General features: G+C 72.8%; 11 protein-coding genes. 4 read left to right on the top strand and 7 right to left on the bottom strand.

From position 1 onward, the window contains the following. Window positions 1-21 precede the first annotated feature (21 nt). Window positions 22-162 carry a hypothetical protein gene (locus tag HZS56_RS38430; RefSeq protein ID WP_253914764.1) on the bottom strand — a complete coding sequence of 47 codons (141 nt, stop codon included), beginning with the start codon at window positions 160-162 and terminating at the stop codon, window positions 22-24. A gap of 197 nt (window positions 163-359) precedes the next feature. Here HZS56_RS38430 and HZS56_RS23965 point away from each other — a divergent pair, with 197 nt between their 5' ends. Continuing rightward, the gene (locus tag HZS56_RS23965; protein WP_216722839.1) at window positions 360-1241 is read left to right on the top strand and encodes an aminoglycoside phosphotransferase family protein; all 882 of its coding nucleotides are present in this window, start codon (window positions 360-362) and stop codon (window positions 1239-1241) included. A 22-nt stretch (window positions 1242-1263) separates the two neighbouring features. On the opposite strand, the gene HZS56_RS23960 is transcribed toward HZS56_RS23965, so the two are convergent. Next, window positions 1264-4824, bottom strand: coding sequence for an AAA family ATPase (locus tag HZS56_RS23960; protein WP_216722838.1), 3561 nt, complete (start codon window positions 4822-4824; stop codon window positions 1264-1266). Between the two features lie 546 nt (window positions 4825-5370). On the opposite strand from HZS56_RS23960, the gene HZS56_RS23955 reads away from it, so the two are divergent. The 3 genes from HZS56_RS23955 to HZS56_RS23945 all read left to right on the top strand — a co-directional run bounded on the left by HZS56_RS23955 (window position 5371) and on the right by HZS56_RS23945 (window position 9198). Beyond that, a complete protein-coding gene (locus tag HZS56_RS23955) occupies window positions 5371-5973 on the top strand; it encodes a helix-turn-helix transcriptional regulator (protein WP_216722837.1) in 603 nt (200 codons plus the stop codon). Between the two features lie 172 nt (window positions 5974-6145). Continuing rightward, entirely contained in the window at window positions 6146-6823 is a 678-nt protein-coding gene (locus HZS56_RS23950) for a Pvc16 family protein (RefSeq protein WP_216722836.1), read from the top strand. Window positions 6824-7161: 338 nt separating this feature from the next. After that, window positions 7162-9198, top strand: coding sequence for an ATP-binding protein (locus HZS56_RS23945; RefSeq protein ID WP_308408148.1), 2037 nt, complete (start codon window positions 7162-7164; stop codon window positions 9196-9198). A gap of 57 nt (window positions 9199-9255) precedes the next feature. Here HZS56_RS23945 and HZS56_RS23940 read toward each other — a convergent pair whose 3' ends face one another. The 5 genes from HZS56_RS23940 to HZS56_RS23920 form a co-directional block, all read right to left on the bottom strand. Beyond that, window positions 9256-10692 (bottom strand): RICIN domain-containing protein, encoded by a 1437-nt coding sequence (locus HZS56_RS23940; protein ID WP_216722835.1) that lies wholly within the window; start codon window positions 10690-10692, stop codon window positions 9256-9258. A 158-nt stretch (window positions 10693-10850) separates the two neighbouring features. Then, window positions 10851-12275, bottom strand: coding sequence for an RICIN domain-containing protein (locus HZS56_RS23935; RefSeq protein WP_216722834.1), 1425 nt, complete (start codon window positions 12273-12275; stop codon window positions 10851-10853). Window positions 12276-12378: 103 nt separating this feature from the next. Then, window positions 12379-13797 (bottom strand): hydrolase, encoded by a 1419-nt coding sequence (locus tag HZS56_RS23930; protein ID WP_216722833.1) that lies wholly within the window; start codon window positions 13795-13797, stop codon window positions 12379-12381. 91 nt (window positions 13798-13888) lie between these two features. After that, complete coding sequence (locus tag HZS56_RS23925) at window positions 13889-14602, bottom strand: eCIS core domain-containing protein (protein ID WP_308408144.1); 714 nt, start codon at window positions 14600-14602, stop codon at window positions 13889-13891. 156 nt (window positions 14603-14758) lie between these two features. After that, on the bottom strand, window positions 14759-16975 hold a 2217-nt coding region (locus tag HZS56_RS23920), incomplete at its 5' end, for a hypothetical protein (RefSeq protein WP_216722832.1).

The raw sequence follows: 16975 nt of genomic DNA, 5'->3' as shown, positions 1-16975 counted from the left end.
TCAGGGATGCGCGACCGCTGATCACCCGTGGTGCTTGGCGTACCGCGACGGCAGGGCCCTGCCGTGTTTGACCTTGGAGACGTACGGCTCCTTGGAGACGTACGTCTCCTTGCAGCCGGTGGCGTCGGCCAGTTGGCGTTGGTTCGCTCCCTTGTGCGCCAAGGCGGATTCCACCTCGCGCCCGAACCGCTCAAGGCCGTTCGAGGACTCACCGTTCGACTGCGCCGATGGTTCGATTATGCGTTCAACTACCCGTCCTTCCAAGCAGTTTGGAAACGCGCCGACCTGTTGAGCGCCCCGACGGACAGCGGCTCACGTGGGAGTGACCGGAGGCGGGCCGCCCGGTACCGTCGGGGCGCATGATCGAGGTTCCGGACGGGCTTGTGGCGACGCAGGTGAAGTACAACGGGGCGGCGGGGCGGGCGTTCGTCGACGGGCTGCCGGAGCTGGCGGCCGGGTTCCTCCGGCGGTGGGGGCTGCGGCTCGACGGGCCGTCGATGCACGGGTGGACGGCGCTGGTGCTGCCGGTCGTGCGCCGCGACGGCGCTCCCGCCGTGCTGAAGCTCCAGATCCGCGACGAGGAGAGCGCGGGCGAGCCGCTCGCCCTGCGGGCATGGGACGGGGACGGGGCGGTGCGGCTGCTCGACCACGACGCGGACACCGGCACCATGCTGCTGGAGCGGCTGGATCCGGGCCGCTCGCTCCGTCACGTCGAGGACTCCCGGGAGGCCGTGCTCGTCATCGCCCGGCTGCTCGCCCGCCTCACCGCGTGCCCGGCACCGACCGGCATGCGCCGCCTCGCCGACATCGCGCCGCGCATGCTGGAGCGCACGCCCCACGTCCTGGAGCGCATCGCGGACCCGGCGGACCGGCGGCTGGTCGCCGACTGCGCCGCCGCCGTGCGCGAGGTGGCCGCCGAGCCCGGCGACCGGCTGCTCCACTGGGACCTGCACTTCGAGAACGTCCTGGCCTCCGAGCGGGCGCCCTGGCTCGCCATCGATCCCAAACCGCTGGCCGGTGACCCCGGCTTCGACGTGCTGCCCGCGCTGCACAACCGGTACGACCCGGGCGAGACCCGGTGGCGCTTCGACGCCATGACGGACGTCCTCGGGCTCGACCGGGAGCGCGCCCGCGCCTGGACCCTCGGGCGGGTCCTGCAGAACTGCCTGTGGAACGTCGAGGACGGCGACCCGCTGGAGACCGAGCAGTTGGAGATCGGGCGGCTGCTGCTCGGCGGATGAGCCGCCGGCCCGGGACGTCGCATCAGCACTGCGGGTTGGGATGGGCCTCGTGCCGCAGTGCTCCGGGCAGTTCCGTTCTGCGGCGTATCCGCAGCTTGCGGTAGGTGCTCGTCAGGTGGGTCTCGACGGTGCGGCGGGCCAGGTGCAGCAGGTCGGCTATCTCGGTGTTGGTACGTCCGTCGGCGGCCAGTTCGGCGATCCGGCGCTCGCTGCCGGTCAGCGCCCCGGCACCCGTGCGGGTGGCGACGGGACGGCGGGCGCCGCCCTCGCGCAGGGACCGGTCGGCCTCGGCGAGCCAGCGCAGGGCCCCCTTGCGTTCGGCGAGTTCCGCCGCCTCGCGCAGGCGGGCGCGGGCGTGGCTGCGGTCCCCGGCGGCCAGGAGCAGCCGGCCCTGGGCGAGCAGCGCCGGGATCAGCTCCATGTCGGTGCCGGCGGGCGCGTCGCGCAGCATCCGTACGGCCTCCTCGGCCAGTTCGAGGCCGCGGCGGCCCCCGGTCGCCGTGCCGAGCACGCGCAGGGCGCGGCCCACGGTGCGCGGCGTGTTCCACACCCTGGCCAGCCGCAGCTCCTCCGCGGCCAGGGCCAGCGCCTCCGGGCCGCCGCCCAGCGCCAGCCGGCACTCGGCGACCGCCGTACGCCACGGGGTGACGACCGGGCTGACCACCTCGCGGGCCCCCTGGCGCCGCCCGCACTCCAGGAAGTCGTGCAGGGCGCCCGCCGGGTCGCCGGTGGCGGCGCGCAGGACGCCCCGCGCGTACAGGTAGCGGTTCAGCTCCCAGGTCTCCGGCACCTCCCGCAGGTCGAACCGGTCGGCGAAGCGCAGCGCCTCGTCGGTGCGGCCGGTGTGGACGAAAGCCATCAGGGCGTGGGCGTCCCGGTTGGTGGGCCCGGCGCCGGGACCGGATCCGTGTCCGGATCCGTGTCCGGCGACGGCGAGCAGGCGGGTGTGGTCGCCGCGGGCGGCGGCGATGTCGGCGCGGGTGTTGAGGAGCGCGTGCTGCATCGGGTGCAGCAGGGCGGGGTGCTGCCCGGCCAGACCGCGCTCCACGAGCCGGTCGGCCTCGTCGAGTTGGTCGGCCCACTGGGCGACGGAGGCGGCCGTGCCCAGCAGGAACGGCTCGGCGAGCGGGTCGCCTGGCTGCGCGAGCAGGTCCCGTACCCGCGCCATCGCCTCGTCGGCGGAGATCAGCGCGGCCGTCGCCGCGTACCGCACCAACAGCGCCTGCCCGGCGGTGCCGAGCAGTTCCGGGGAGTTCCGGCCGGCCTCGGACAGCCACCGGTACACCTCCCGCCGGGTGGCGACGTCCTCGTCGGAGAGCAGTGCGCCGGCCGTCTGCACCGTGCGGGCCAGGTCCGGGTGTCCGGCCAGCCGGCCCTCCGTGCGGCGCAGCACCTCCATCGCCGTGCGGATCTCGCCGCGTCCGGCCAGAGCGGTGCCGAGCGCGACGGCCGTGCGCACCCGGTTGCGGGGGTCGGCCGGCAGGTGCTGGGCCTCGGCGAGGCGGGCGATGGCGGCGGGCGTGTCCGCCGACGCGTACTCCAGGGAGCCCAGTTCGGTCAGCAGCCGCTGGCGCAGGCCGTCGGAGACCGGCTCGTCCAGGGCGCGGCGCAGGTAGGCGACGGCGTCGGCGGGCCGGGCGTCGTGCACGGCGACGGTCACGGCGTCCCGCAGGACACGCAGGGCCCAGGGCAGGCGGACGGCGGGGGTGCGCAGCAGGTGCCGGGCGATCGCCTCGACCCGGTCGCCGCGGCGCAGCATCGCCTCCGCCGCCGCCCGGTGCACGGCCTCCCGGCGCGGCCGGGGCCAGCCGGTGAGTACGGCGTCGCGCAGCAGCGGGTGCGCGAAGCGCGGCCGGCCGCCTGCGTCGGGGCGCAGCAGACCGAGCCGTGTCATGGCGGCGAGCCAGCCGGCGATCCGCGCGGGATCGGCCCCGACGGCCTCGGCCAGCACGTCGACCGGATCCCCGGCCCCTTCCCCGGCCGGCGGCGGAGCCGACGCAGCCGACGGAGCAGGGGTGTGCCACCGCGGCGTGCGGTCCGGCCCGTACGGGGGCGGTCCCGAGGGGCCGCGGGCGGCGTCGGACGCGGGGGACGGCCGGCCTTCGTTCGGGGCGGTGAAGGGGTACCACGGGTAGCGCGGGTACTGCTGGTGCTGCTGGTGCCGGGGGTACTGCTGGTGCCGCTGGTACGCCGAGTCCCGCACCGCGTCGGCGGGTTCCGCGGGGTGCGGATGCGGCCCCGGAGGCTCCGCGCACGGGTCCGGGTCCGGTACGCCGGGGCCGACGGCCGCCGTTCCGTACGGCGGAGCGGGTGTTCCGTAGGGCGACGCGTCGTCCGGGTACCGCGACACGTCCTCCGGATACGACGAAACGTCCCACCCGTACGGCGACCCTTCCCGCCCGTACGACGATCCCTCCCGCCCGTACGGCGCCACCTCCCGCCCGTACGGCGCCACCTCCCGCCCGTACGGCGACTCCCCCCGCCCGTACGACGGCGCGCCCGGCACCGGCAGGGACGCGTCCGGCGTGTTCCGGCCCGCGCCGCCGGGCTCCGCCGGGGCGCCTGCGTCCCCGGGGCCCGTGTCCGTGTCGTGCTCCGCGCTCCGGACGTCACGGCAGCCCGGGGCGGTGTCACCGGCCCTGCGCGCACGCGCCGCCGGTGTCTCGGGCACCGGCCCGTACGCCGTGACGGGCGGTGCCGTCTCCGGGTGCGGGAAGGCATGCCGGTACTCGCCCCGGCGGGGCGCCGGGCCCGAGGGCCAGGCCTGCTCCAGGGCGGCGAGGCTGCGGGCCACCTCGGCCGTGGCGGCACCCGCGCTCTTGAGCCACCACGAGACGGCAGCCGGATAGGACCCCGGATACAGCGACGCGCAGGTGTCCGGCACCGGCGGGGGTCCGCCGGGGTGCGGGGTGCCGCCGAGGTCGTCCAGCAGGGCGTGCAGGAGCAGCGGGCTCCCCGCGCCGGCCCGTACGCACTCGGCGGCCCACGTCGCACACGCCTCGGGGAAGGCGTCGCGGACCAGCCCGGCCGCCGCCCGGTCGCTGAGCGGGGCGAGGGTGTGGGTGCGCACGAGGGAGGGGGACAGCTCCTGGGTGAGTCCGGCGGGCCGCGGGTCTATGTCGTACTGGCTGCGCTCGGTGGCGACCAGGAGTACCGGTAATCGGTCGATGCGCCGGGCCGCCTCCGCCAGCCAGCGCCGCGAGGGTTCGTCGGCGAGGTGGACGTCGTCCACCGCCACCAGGAGCGGGCTCTCGGCCGCGTAGGAGCGCAGCACCCGCCACAGCCGGGCGGCGCTGCCCCGGTCGTCGTCGCCGGGTGCCAGGTCCGTGAACTCCGGTACCGGGCCGAGCAGCTGAAGCACCGTGGAGAAGGGGACCGCGGTGTCCTCCGGGGAGCAGCGCACCCGCAGCAGCCGCAGCCCGCGGTCCGCCGCGCACCGGGCGGCCGACTCCAGCACGGCGGTCCGGCCGGTACCGCTGGCGCCGCGCACGAGGACGAGGCCGCCGGTGCCGGCCAGAGCCCGCTCCATCTCGGCCGCCAACAGCGCGTGGGCGTCGTCGCGTTCCCGGAGCGGTCCGGTCATCGGTGCCTCCTGTGGTGGATGGTGCTCCCCCGGCCATTGAGACGTGTGATTCTGCGGTTGGGCTGCATGAACCGGCCCGGCTCCGGGAAAATCCTCCCGGGGACGGACGACGGCTGTGGCGGGGCTCACGGTGGTGCCCGGCCGTCCCCGCAGGCCCGCGCCTCCTTGCGCGCACCCTCCTGACCTGCTGGAACACCCGTCGGCAGGCCGCTTGTGGCGACTGCGGCGCCGGTCTCGTGGTGTGCCTCGTGGTGGTCCACGATTGCGAAGTCCCACCAGTCACAGAAGTGTGGAACATGCACATCCGCTACTGGCCTGTGCCAGGCAACGGGCTCGTGAACAGGGGGGAAACGGTTGCTCAACTCACCCCGGGACACCACCGCATCCGCTACATCCGCTACACCCGTTACGTCCGCTCCAACCGCTGCGTCCGTCCGCGCATCCGGTACGACCGGTGCATCCGGACCGACCCGGCCGGCAGCGCCGACCGGTGCGACCGCTCGCGAACTCGGCCGGACCCCCGGTGTCACCGACCGGCGCGTACCGGTGGCGGTCACCGCCCCGGACCCGATCAGCCGCGAGGGCGCGATCAGCCAGTTGCGCAGACACCCGGAGATCGACCTCCGCGAGGAGACCGGGCCCGGCACGGTGGCCCTGCTCATCGAGGACGCGCTCGACGACGCGGCACTGACCCGGCTGCGCCGGATCGTGCGCAGCGAGGGCGCGCGCGCCGTGCTCGTGACCGGCACGATCCGCGAGAGCGAACTGCTCGACGTCGTCGAGTGCGGCGTCGGCGCCATCGTCTGGCGGCACGAGGCCACCGCGCACCGGCTGGTGCAGGCGGTACTGGCCGCCTCCCGCGGCGACGGCGACCTGCCGGCCGACCTGCTGGGCCGGCTCATCAGCCAGGTGGGCACGCTGCACCGCGGCGCGGCAGGCCGCCCGGGCGCCCCCTCACTGGGCCTCGCGCCCCGGGAGGTGGACGTCCTTCGCCTGGTCGCCGAGGGTCTCGACACCGGAGAGATCGCCGGCAAGTTGTCCTACTCCGAACGCACCGTCAAGAACGTCATGCACGGACTCACCACACGACTCCATCTGCGCAACCGCGCACACGCCGTGGCCTATGCCCTCAGGGAAGGCTACATCTGACCGAACGGGCAATCGAGCGGGGACCCCTGGGACCGCGAGGGCAGGCTCTCCTGCCCGGCCGCCGTCCCCGACGCGCCTGCGGACGGGACGGCACCCGGGGCACGATCGGTGACAGGGACGGTCCCGTACGGGCCGACCGGTACTCGAGTGCGGGCAGGGCAGGAGCGCGAGCGTGATCCACGAGGTGGACGAGGTCCTCAAAACCCTCCTCAAAGGCGGGGCGTTGACGGGCTCGGGCATCGACGTGGCCTTCGAGGCGCCGACCCGCGACTGGGCTGCCCGGCGCAACGCACCCGTGGTCAACACCTATCTGTACGACATCCGTGAGGACGTGAACCGGCGTCAGCGCGGGCAGATGGCCGTGCGCGACGAGGACGCCATCGTCGTCAAGCGACGTCAGCCGCCGCGCTGGTTCCGGCTGTCGTACCTGGTGACGGCCTGGACGAAGACCCCGCAGGACGAACACCGGCTGCTGTCCGCGGTGATGGCGACGCTGCTGCCGCGCGAGCTCCTGTCCCCCTCCGAACTCCCCGGCTCGCTGGGCGCGCTGGGCCTGTCCGTGCCGCTGACGGTGGCCGGCATCCAGACCGAGGCCCGCTCCCTCGCCGAGATCTGGTCCGCCCTGGGCGGCGAACTGAAGCCCTCCCTGGACCTGGTGGTGACCGCGCCCTTCCCGGCCTTCCCGGAGTACGACGTCGGTCCCCCGGTCACCGAGGGCGCGACCGTCCGGGTGGGCGGCATGGAGGGCGACCCGCCGATGGCCGAGGGACGCTCGCACCGGCCGCACCAGGTGGCGGCGGCCCGCGCCGCCCGCAAGGGCCAGGCGGACCGCGGTACGGGACGGCTGTGAACGCTCCCCGCACCGAACCACCGGGCACCGCGGCCCCCGACGCACCGCGGCACGACGCACCACAGCACGACGGCCTGCGGCAGGACGACCGGCGGCACGACGACCGGCGGCACGACGCGGCACAGCACGACACACCACAGCACGACGCACCGGAGAACGCCTCGCCATACGACCCGGAGCCCCTCCCGGAGCCCCTCCCGGAACCGGGCCCACAGCCCGTTCCGGCACCCGGCCCACAGCCCGCTCCGCATCCCGGCCTGGAGCCCGCCCTGGAACCCGGCGCCGAACCCGGCCCGCGGCCCGTCCCGGAGCGCGGCCCGTACGGCGACCCCGCCCAAGTGCTGTCCGCCCGCCTCGCCGCGCTGCGCGAGCCGGTGGCCGCGCTGGTCGAGCAGCGGGCCGACGCCGACCCCACGGCCGACGACCCGCTGCGCGGCCTGTACCTGTCCGACGAGGCCGTCCAGCACCTGCTGCGCACCTGGCCGTCCGGCGACGAGCAGTCGCCCGCCGGACGGATTCCCACCGCACCCCCCTCCTCCGGCTCGGCCTCCACCGGCTCGGTCTCCGCCGAACCGGCCTCCACAGCACCGGCCTCTGCCGATCACCACACCGGCTCCGCCGACCGGCTGGCGCGGCTGGCCGGCCGGACGAACCTGACGGAGCTGGACACGGCCGTCCTGCTCATCGCCCTGGCCCCGGACGTCGACCGCACCTTCGAACCGCTCTACGGCTACCTCAACAACGACGTCAGCCGCCGGCGCGCCACCGTGAGCCTCGCCCTCGAACTGTGCGGGGTGCCCGCCCACCTGGCGGCGGCCCGCGGCCGGTTCCACGCCTCGGCGCCGCTGCGCGCCCTCGGCCTGCTGGAGGTGGAGGACCCGGAGCGGCCCTTCCTCACCCGCTCGCTGCGGGTCCCGGACCGGCTGATCGGCCACCTCCTCGGCGACGACACCCCGGACCCGGCGCTCCTCGGACTGCTGCGCCCGATGCCGGACGCGCTGCCCCAGACCGGCGCCGACGACTTCGTACGGCGACTGGCCGCGCGGCTGAAGGAGGGCCCGCTCACCGCCTACCTGCGCGAGCCGCGCGAGGGCGACGGCCTGGCCGCGCTGGCCTCCGTCCTGGACGCCGCCGGCCTGGCCGCGCTGCGCTGCTCCGAGGCCGAGGACCACGTGCCCGAACTGCTCCGCGAGGCCCGCCTCAGCGGCCGGGCGGTCGTGGTGCCGGGCCTGCCCGAGAAGCCGGGGCCGCTGGTGCGCGCGCTGACCGCGGCGACGGACGTGACCGTGCTGCTGACCGACCCACGCCCCTACGACCCGCACTGGGCCCCGGACGACCCGCTGGTCCTGGACGCGCCGGGCCGCCGGGCCGGTGGCGCCGCCGTGTGGCGGGCGGCGCTGGGCCCGGACGCCGACGGGTTCGACCTGGCCTCGGCCGTCGCGCCGTACCGGCTCGGCGGGGACCGCATCCAGCGGGCCGCACACACCGCCCGCGCCCTCGCCGCCTTCGACGGTGTTCCGCTCACCGCCGACCACGTGCGGCTCGCCGCCCGCCGGCAGTCGGCGTCCGGCCTGGAGAGCCATGCCCGGCGGATCCGTCCCGACGTGGACTGGGGGGACCTGGTCCTGCCCGACAAGCCCCTGGTGCAGCTCCGCGAGCTGGCCCTGCGGGCCCGCCACCGGGACCGGGTGCTCGGCGACTGGCGGCTGAGCGCGGGCGGCGGACGGGGCCGGGGCGTCCTCGGCCTGTTCGCGGGCGAGTCCGGCACGGGCAAGACCCTGTCGGCGGAGGTGGTCGCCGCCGACCTCGGCCTCGACCTCTACGTGGTCCAGCTGTCGTCGGTCGTCGACAAGTACGTCGGCGAGACGGAGAAGAACCTCGAACGGATCTTCACGGAGGCCGACCGCACCGACGCCGTACTCCTCTTCGACGAGGCCGACGCCGTCTTCGGCAAGCGTTCCGAGGTCAAGGACGCACACGACAAGTACGCCAACATGGAGAGCGCCTACCTGCTCCAGCGGCTGGAGTCCTTCGACGGCATCGCCCTGCTCACCACCAACCTGCGCGCCAACATCGACGAGGCGTTCACGCGGCGTCTGGACCTGGTGGTCGACTTCCCGTTCCCGGACCCCGACCAGCGCCTGGCGCTGTGGCGGCACTGCCTGTCCCGGGTCCCGTCCGCCGAGGGCATCGACCCGGAGCCGCTGGCCCGGGAGTTCGAGCTGGCCGGCGGTTCGATCCGCAGCGCGGTGGTCACCGCCGCCTACCTCGCCGCCGGACGCGACGACACGGTGACGGCGGACGACCTCCTCGAGGGCGCCCGCCGTGAGTACCGCAAGGCCGGGCGGCTGGTGCCCGGCGAAGGCGGCTGGTGACGGGCCGCAGTCCCTCTGCCGGTCCTGTCTGCCAGCCCTTCTGACCAGTCCTTCTGATCAGTCCTTCTTCGGGCTGATGATCTCCCACTCCTGGTCGTCGATGTTCGTGCAGTCGTCGATGGTCAGCTTGGAGAAGAGCTGGCCGCCGTTCTCACCGTCCACGCTCAGGCACTTGTTGTTGCTGGCGAAGTTGCGGATCCAGTGGGCGCCGCTCTCCTGCTTGTCGACCCACCAGAGCTGGTTGTCCCCCTTGGTCCCGTCGCAGTGGAACTCGGTGACCGGCGACTGGACGGGCTGGGCTCCGTAGTAGGGGAGGTCCATGCAGTACTTGTCCTTGATGTTCCGGATCTGGAAGAGCGCGGCCCCGCCCGGACCGCCGTTCTCGTACTTCACTTCCAGGTTCCAGATCTGGTTGTCCCCGTCGGTGTCGTCGCAGACCGCCTGCTGAACGGGGCCGTCGAGCGTGCCCTTCTCCCGGCCGGGCAGCTCGGCGCACATGTGGCTGGTGGTGTTGCGCAGCAGCACGTTCATGGCCGGCACGACGGACTTCGGCTCGGGCTTCTTGGACTCCCCGCCACCATCACCGCCGTCCCCACCGCCCGCGCTCTTCTCGGCCTCCGGCTCCTTGGAGGCCTCCGGCTCGGGACGGTCGGCGGGAGCGGTATCGGCCGCGCTGGGGAGGGTCTCCGGTTCGGCGCTGGGGCTGGGGGCGAGCGCGGCACCGGCCTGCTCGGTCTGCTCGGTCGCCTTCGAGGAGACCTGCGGCTTGTACGCGATCCAGATCATCACAAACGCCAGACTCAACGCGAGCCCGATCCCGAAGAACGTCGCCAGCCACCGCGGCAGAAAACCACGCTGAACGTACGTCCCCTCAACCTCCGTCGGATCCACACCCGACCGCCGCACCGCCAGCGTGTACGGCCGCTCCTCCTTCGACCCGAACCAGATCACCTGCTTCGGCTTCAACGTCGTCTCGACGAACGCCGCACGCCCCGGCTCGATCTGCACATTCCCCGGACGGATCTCATACGACAGGTGATCGCCGTTGTCACTGCCCCCGATCGACGCCGTGACCTTCGTATTGCCCACGTTGTCGACCGCCAGCCGCGGACGCCCCCGGAAACGGCCCTTCACCGTTGGCGGCACCAACTCCGCACGCACCTCGGTGAACGGAGTGATCGTCAGATTCCCCTCCGGCACCGTCACCGCATCCGGATGCTCCGTGGGCGTGATCCGCACCGCGTAGGGGTTCGGACCCGCCACCGCGTCCGAGGTACGGGGCGGGGCGAAGGTCAGCTCCACCGTGCCCGTCGTCCCCGGGTACAGACGCAGCATCTGCGGCTCGATCGTCGTCCAGGGCGCCACCTCCCCGAACGGCTCGAACCGGTACTCATCCACCACGTCACCGGTATTACGCACCCTCAGGCGCACACGCGTACTACTGCCAGGGTCCACCGTCGCGGACGCGGGCTCCAGGGAAGTCCACAGGCTCACGGGGCGAGGCTAGAGATGATCCCGTGGAACGTCAGCGAACCCCGGGGCAGTACTGCGTGCCCCGAGGTGCTTGACGGGAAGGCTTCCCGGCCCTCTGCTGCCGCCCTTCCCGCTCCCGTCCTTCCTGCTGTCACTCCCCTGCCGTCACTCCCCTGCTGTCACTCCTCCTTCGGGTTGACGATCCGCCACTCCTGGTCGTCGAGGTTGGTGCAGTCGGAGATGTTCAGGGTGGTCTCGGTCGGAGCGTCCTTGCCCTTCACGTTCAGGCACTTGTTGTTGCTGGCGAAGTTGCGGATCCAGTAGTCGCCGCTCTCCTGCTTGTCGAGCCACCAGAGCTGGTTGTCCGCGGTGGTGCCGTCGCAGTGGAACTCGATGATGGGCGTTCCCACGGGACGGGCCCCGTACTCGCCGAGGTCCATGCAGAGTTTGTCGGTGACATTGCGGATCTGGAACAGCTTGGCGCCCTGCGGGCCGCCCTTCTCGTACTTCACTTCCAGGTTCCAGCGCTCGTTGTCACCCTTGGGGTGGCAGTTGGCCTGCTGGACCCGGCCGTTGATCTTCCCCTTGCCGAATCCGGGGATGTCCGCGCACATCTTGGTGGTGGGGTTGAAGAGCATGATGTTCATGGCCGGCAGCACGGACTTCGTCTTGGGCTTCTCCGACTCCCCGCCTCCGCCACCGCCGCCGTCTCCCTTGCCGTCGCCGTCGGCGTCCTTGGAGGAGTCCGGTTCCGGTGACTCGGCGGCCTCGGACTCTCCGGCACTGGGGAGGGTCTCCGGTTCGGCGCTGGGGCTGGGGGCGAGCGCGGCGCCGGCCTGCTCGGTCTGCTCGGTCGCCTTCGAGGTGACCTGCGGCTTGTACGCGATCCAGATCATCACGAACGCCAGGCTCAGTGCGAGCGCGATCCCGAAGAACGTCGCCAGCCAGCGCGGCAGGAACCCACGCTGGATGTACGTCCCCTCAACCTCCGTCGGGTCGACGCCGGAACGCCGCACCCCGAGCGTGTACGGCCGTTCCTCCTTCGATCCGAACCAGATCACACGCTTCGGCTTCAGCGTCGTCTCGACGAACGCCGCACGCCCCGGCTCGATCTGCACGTTCCCCGGACGGATCTCGTACGAGAGGTGATCGCCGTTGTCACTGCCCCCGATCGAGGCGGTGACCTTGGTGTTGCCGACGTTGTCCACCGCCAGCCGCGGACGCCCCCGGAAACGGCCCTTCACCGTCGGCGGCACCAGCTCGGCACGCACCTCGGTGAACGGGGTGATCGTCAGATTCCCCTCCGGCACCGTCACGGCGTCGGGGTGCTCCGTGGGCGTGATCCGCACCGCGTAGGGGTTCGGACCCGCCACCGCGTCCGAGGTGCGGGGCGGGGCGAAGGTCAGCTCCACCGTGCCCGTCGTCCCCGGGTACAGACGCAGCGTCTGGGGCTCGATCGTCGTCCAGGGCGCCACGTCCCCGTACGGCTCGAAGCGGTACTCATCCACCACGTCACCGGTGTTACGCACCCTCAGGCGCACACGAGTGGTGCTGCCGGGGTCGACGGTGGCGGACGCGGGCTCCAGGGAAGTCCAAAGGCTCACGCCGCGAGGCTAGTTGTCGGCGAGCTCGACGTCAGGAGACGCAAGGGCAAACACGGTTGCCCTTGCACACGCCGTCAGCCGTCAGCCGTCACCCTCGAGACGTTCAGACGGTGAGGCGCACCGCTTCCAGCTGGAGCTTGTCGTTCTCCATGTTGCTGCCGAAATACCGCCATTCCGGCTTGGTGCAGCCCTGGCCGAGCCAGCCCTTGTCCTTGACGTTGGTGTCCACACAGATGACGCCGTCCCCGGTAGCGAGCGTGAACCCCTCCAGGGGCGAGACGGCCTCCTTGGTACTGCCGAGGTACATGTCGTCCTTGTCGTCGGCGCTCGACCATTTGCTTCCGGTCAGCCACCCCTCGACGACATGGGCCCCGTTGCCGTGTACTCCCCCGGTCCTGGCCACGGCGATGTTGAGCTTCTTGATCGGCAGCCCCTTGCCGACGGTGCCGGCCTCGGCGCCGTCGCACACCGGGTCCTGCCAGCCCTGGTCCGCCACGTAGGCGCGGTAGCAGACGTGCCGGCCCTCGCTGCGGGCGGCGACCTCCTTCACCGCGGTGGCCGCGGTGCGCACGGGCGGCTTGGAAGGCTTGGCCTCGCCGCCGCCCTTGTCCGCGTCGCCCTTGTCGCCGCCGCCGTCGTCCTTGGGTTCCTGGGTGACCGGCTGCGGCTCGGGCGTCTCGGCGGGAGCGGTATCGGCCGCGCTGGGGAGGGTCTCCGGTTCGGCGCTGGGGCTGGGGGCGAGCGCGGCACCGGCCTGCTCGGTCTGCTCGGTCGCCTTCGAGGAGACCTGCGGCTTGTACGCGATCCAGATCATCACAAACGCCAGACTCAACGCGAGCCCGATCCCGAAGAACGTCGCCAGCCACCGCGGCAGAAAACCACGCTGAACGTACGTCCCCTCAACCTCCGTCGGATCCACACCCGACCGCCGCACCGCCAGCGTGTACGGCCGCTCCTCCTTCGACCCGAACCAGATCACCTGCTTCGGCTTCAACGTCGTCTCGACGAACGCCGCACGCCCCGGCTCGATCTGCACATTCCCCGGACGGATCTCATACGACAGGTGATCGCCGTTGTCACTGCCCCCGATCGACGCCGTGACCTTCGTATTGCCCACGTTGTCGACCGCCAGCCGCGGACGCCCCCGGAAACGGCCCTTCACCGTTGGCGGCACCAACTCCGCACGCACCTCGGTGAACGGAGTGATCGTCAGATTCCCCTCCGGCACCGTCACCGCATCCGGATGCTCCGTGGGCGTGATCCGCACCGCGTAGGGGTTCGGACCCGCCACCGCGTCCGAGGTACGGGGCGGGGCGAAGGTCAGCTCCACCGTGCCCGTCGTCCCCGGGTACAGACGCAGCATCTGCGGCTCGATCGTCGTCCAGGGCGCCACCTCCCCGAACGGCTCGAACCGGTACTCATCCACCACGTCACCGGTATTACGCACCCTCAGGCGCACACGCGTACTACTGCCAGGGTCCACCGTCGCGGACGCGGGCTCCAGAGAGGTCCACAGGCTCACGTCGTAAAAATACGGACGAGTCGACGGCATGTCAGGGCACTTTCGGGCAGGACACGTTGCCCCGACGGACCGGCGGCGTGGCGCGGGCGCGCTACTCCGCCTCGTCCGCGTGGTCGGCCACGGACCGCTGGGCGACGACGGACGGGGCGACGTCGGCACCGGACTTGAAGGCCGCGCCGTCGTTCACCGCCGCGACCTCGGAGTTCTGCCCCGGGTCGGTGACGGCGGGGCCGCCCGCGCCGCTGTGGCTGCCCGTTTCCTGGATTCCCCTGCTGTTCTTGTCGAGGTGGCTGGCCTCGTGGGCGAGGATCTCCTCGTTGCCGATGGCGTTCGGGCCGAGGAACACGTCCATGCCGACCGTCATGGCCTCGGCGCCCATGGCCGCCGTCGCGCGCTGGGCGACGGGGTCCGAATGGACGCGGCCGGCGGCGATGTTCGGGTTCTGGAAGAACGACGTCGCCCTGGAGAGGAAGGCCCCGGGGAGCGGCGAGCTCGGCGTTTCCTTGGCGGCGGCCAGGAGCTGGCTCTGCCCCTCGGGGCTCTTGTCGTCGAACCCGTCGTGCCCGCAGCCGGCACCGTGCTGGTGCTCGTCCTGGTTGATGAGGCGCTGGACGGCGTTGTTGCCGGCGGAGCTCTGGAGGGCCAGGACGGCCGCCGGGGTCATCGGGGCCCCACTCGCTCCGGCTGCCCGGCCCGCGGTCGCCGCGGCGGGTCCGCTCACGGCCCGGTGCGGCACCCGACCGCTCTTCGCGGCCTTCTGGTCGCCAGCTTCCTCGTGGGCGTGCACCGTGGTTCCCTTCGACACCGGACGTGTGTCCACCAGCCTTACCGGATCGACGCACCCGCCGTCAGGTCCCCGAGGGCAACACGGGGGGCAGGGCCGCCGCGGGAAGACCAGGGGGCAACGCCCGGCGCGACGCCCGGGGCCACGCCGCCGGCGGGCGCCGGGGAGGGCGCGCGGTCACGAGGCGATCTGCTTGGCGATGGTCTTCTCCCAGGTGTCCTGCCGTTCGGGGTCGTTGAGGGACTCGTCCCACTGCTCCTGGGTCTGCCGGTGCTTCTCCGGGCCGCACTTGATCTTGACGAGCAGGTCGCGTGCCGACGCACGGATCTCCGGGGGGACGTTGGCGCCCACGGGGACGTTCGGCCCCGCCGCGAGCGCATAGAGTTCCTGCGCCATGAGCTGGCGTTCGCCCTGCTCGACGGATTTCGTCACCTTCACGGCCTCCAGCATTCCGTCGCGCCGTCGGGCGTTGTCGGGCTTGACGGGCTGCTCCTTGCCCTCCTGGGCGGCGGTGGTCCTGGCGTACTGGTCGGGATGCCGCACCGAGTTGTAGCGCTTGGTGCCTCCCTTCACTCCCTTGTAGACGGCGACTCCGCCGATGATGCCCGCCGCCACGCCGCCCGTGATGGGGGCGGCCGGACCGCCCATCGCCCCGGCGAGGGTCACGATCGTGAGGACACCGCCCACGGCGCGCACCAGGTTTCCGCCCATGTTGACCGAGCGCTTCATGATCTTGTTCTTCTGCTTGCCGATCACGTACTGGTTCAGGGCCGCGAGGTGGCCCCTCAGCATCTCCTTGCGGACGTCGATCTCGTTCTGGAGCTGCTGAACGGCGCCCTGCGCCGCTCTCGCCTCGTCCGACTCCGCGGCCGCCGCCGCGAGCTTGGCGTTCTCCTCGTCCAGCCTGGTCTTCGCGCTCCCCAGGTCGTTGAGGACCACCTCGAGGATCAACTGCCGGCCCGCGGTCACGTTCTGGGAGTTGTCACGGGCGTGCTGTTCGAGCTGCTTCCACTTCTGGACGGTCTTCCCGATCACGGCGCCGTCGCGTCCCATGATGATCCCGGAGAACGCCACGGAGGTGCCGCCGGCGACACCGGCGAGCGCGTCGACGCCGTCCAGGGCCGCGCCGGAGTTGCGCAGGCCGTTGTCGGTCGCCTTCGAGACGTCACCCGTACCCATCAGGGTGTTCGTCACCGCGCCCGCGGACTTGCCCTTGATGTCCTTGTCGGCCTGGTGGCCCTCCGGCCCCGTCTTCTTGCGGTCCTTGACGGCGGCTATGAAGCCGCGCACGTCGTTGAAGAGTCCCGCCCCGGTGCTGAGCATGTTGACGCCGGTCTCGAACTGGCCCTGGGCCGCGGTGTTGTGCCCGTCCGAGCGCAGTCCGCTGCCGACCGGCGCACTGCCGCGGAGGACGGCCGTGTCGACGGGGTCGATCCTCTTCTTGAAGTTGGTGACACTGAAGATCTGCTTGATCTTCTTCATCGTCTCGTTCGCACCGGTCTTCGCCTGTTCCTGCGACTGGTGCGCCTCCGCGGCCGCTTCGGTCTGCTCCGCCTGCTCGGTCTGCTCGGCCTGCTCCGTCTCCGCGGTCCGTGCCTCGTCCGCCTCCCGCTGCCGGGCCGCTTCGGCTTCCTCCCGCTGCCGGGCCGCCCGGGCCTCCTCCTGCTGCCGGGCCGCCGCCTCGGCCTCCTCACGCTGCCTCGCAACTTCGGCCGGCTCCCGCTGCCTGGTGGTTTCGGCCGACACCCGCTGCTGCGGGGCCGCCGTTTGCTCCTGCTGCTGCGGTGACGCCGCGGGCTCCTCCCGCCGCCTCGCGGCTTCGGCCTCCTCCCGCCGCCTCGCGGCTTCGGCCTCCTCCCGCCGCCTCGCGGCTTCGGCCTCCTCCCGCTGCCGGGCGGCTTCGGCTTCCTCCCGCTGCCGGGCCGCCGCCGCGGCCTCCTCCTGTCGCCTCGCCTCCTCGCGCTCCTCACGCCAGCGGGCCAACTGCTCCCGGCCGTCTCCCGGCCGCGCAGCGGCCTCCGTGCCCGCGCCCTCGGAGAGGGAGCCGGACCGCCCACGGCCGGCCGGTCCCGCGGGCCTCCCCTTGCTGCTGCCGTCCACGGAGTTCCGCCGTGTCCCACCCGCCGTCAGCCTCAGGCGCTGCTCCTTCGCCTCCGCCTCGTCCCGCAGCCGCTGCGCCTCCGCCTCCTCACGCTGCCGGGTGGCCTCGGCCTCCTCCTGCCAACGCGCCCACTGCTCCCGCTCGGCGCCCGCGGGCACGGCGCCCTCCGTGCCCACGCCCTCCGAGACGGACCCGGACCGCCCACGGCCGGCCGGCCCCGCGGGCCTCCCCTTGCTGCTGCCGTCCACGGAGTTCCGCCGTGTCCCACCCGCCGTCAGCCTCAGGCGCTGCTC

This window comes from Streptomyces mayonensis (genome assembly GCF_018982965.1).
GTDB lineage: Bacteria > Actinomycetota > Actinomycetes > Streptomycetales > Streptomycetaceae > Streptomyces > Streptomyces mayonensis.
The sequence above is the reverse complement of the archived record's forward strand: the minus strand, read 5'-3'. Positions and strand labels throughout refer to the sequence as shown.

Excerpts from the sequence above, each read along its gene's own strand:
- HZS56_RS23960 (WP_216722838.1), bottom strand. The coding sequence starts at position 4,824 with ATGACCGGACCGCTCCGGGAACGCGACGACGCCCACGCGCTGTTGGCG.
- HZS56_RS23965 (WP_216722839.1), top strand. The coding sequence starts at position 360 with ATGATCGAGGTTCCGGACGGGCTTGTGGCGACGCAGGTGAAGTACAAC.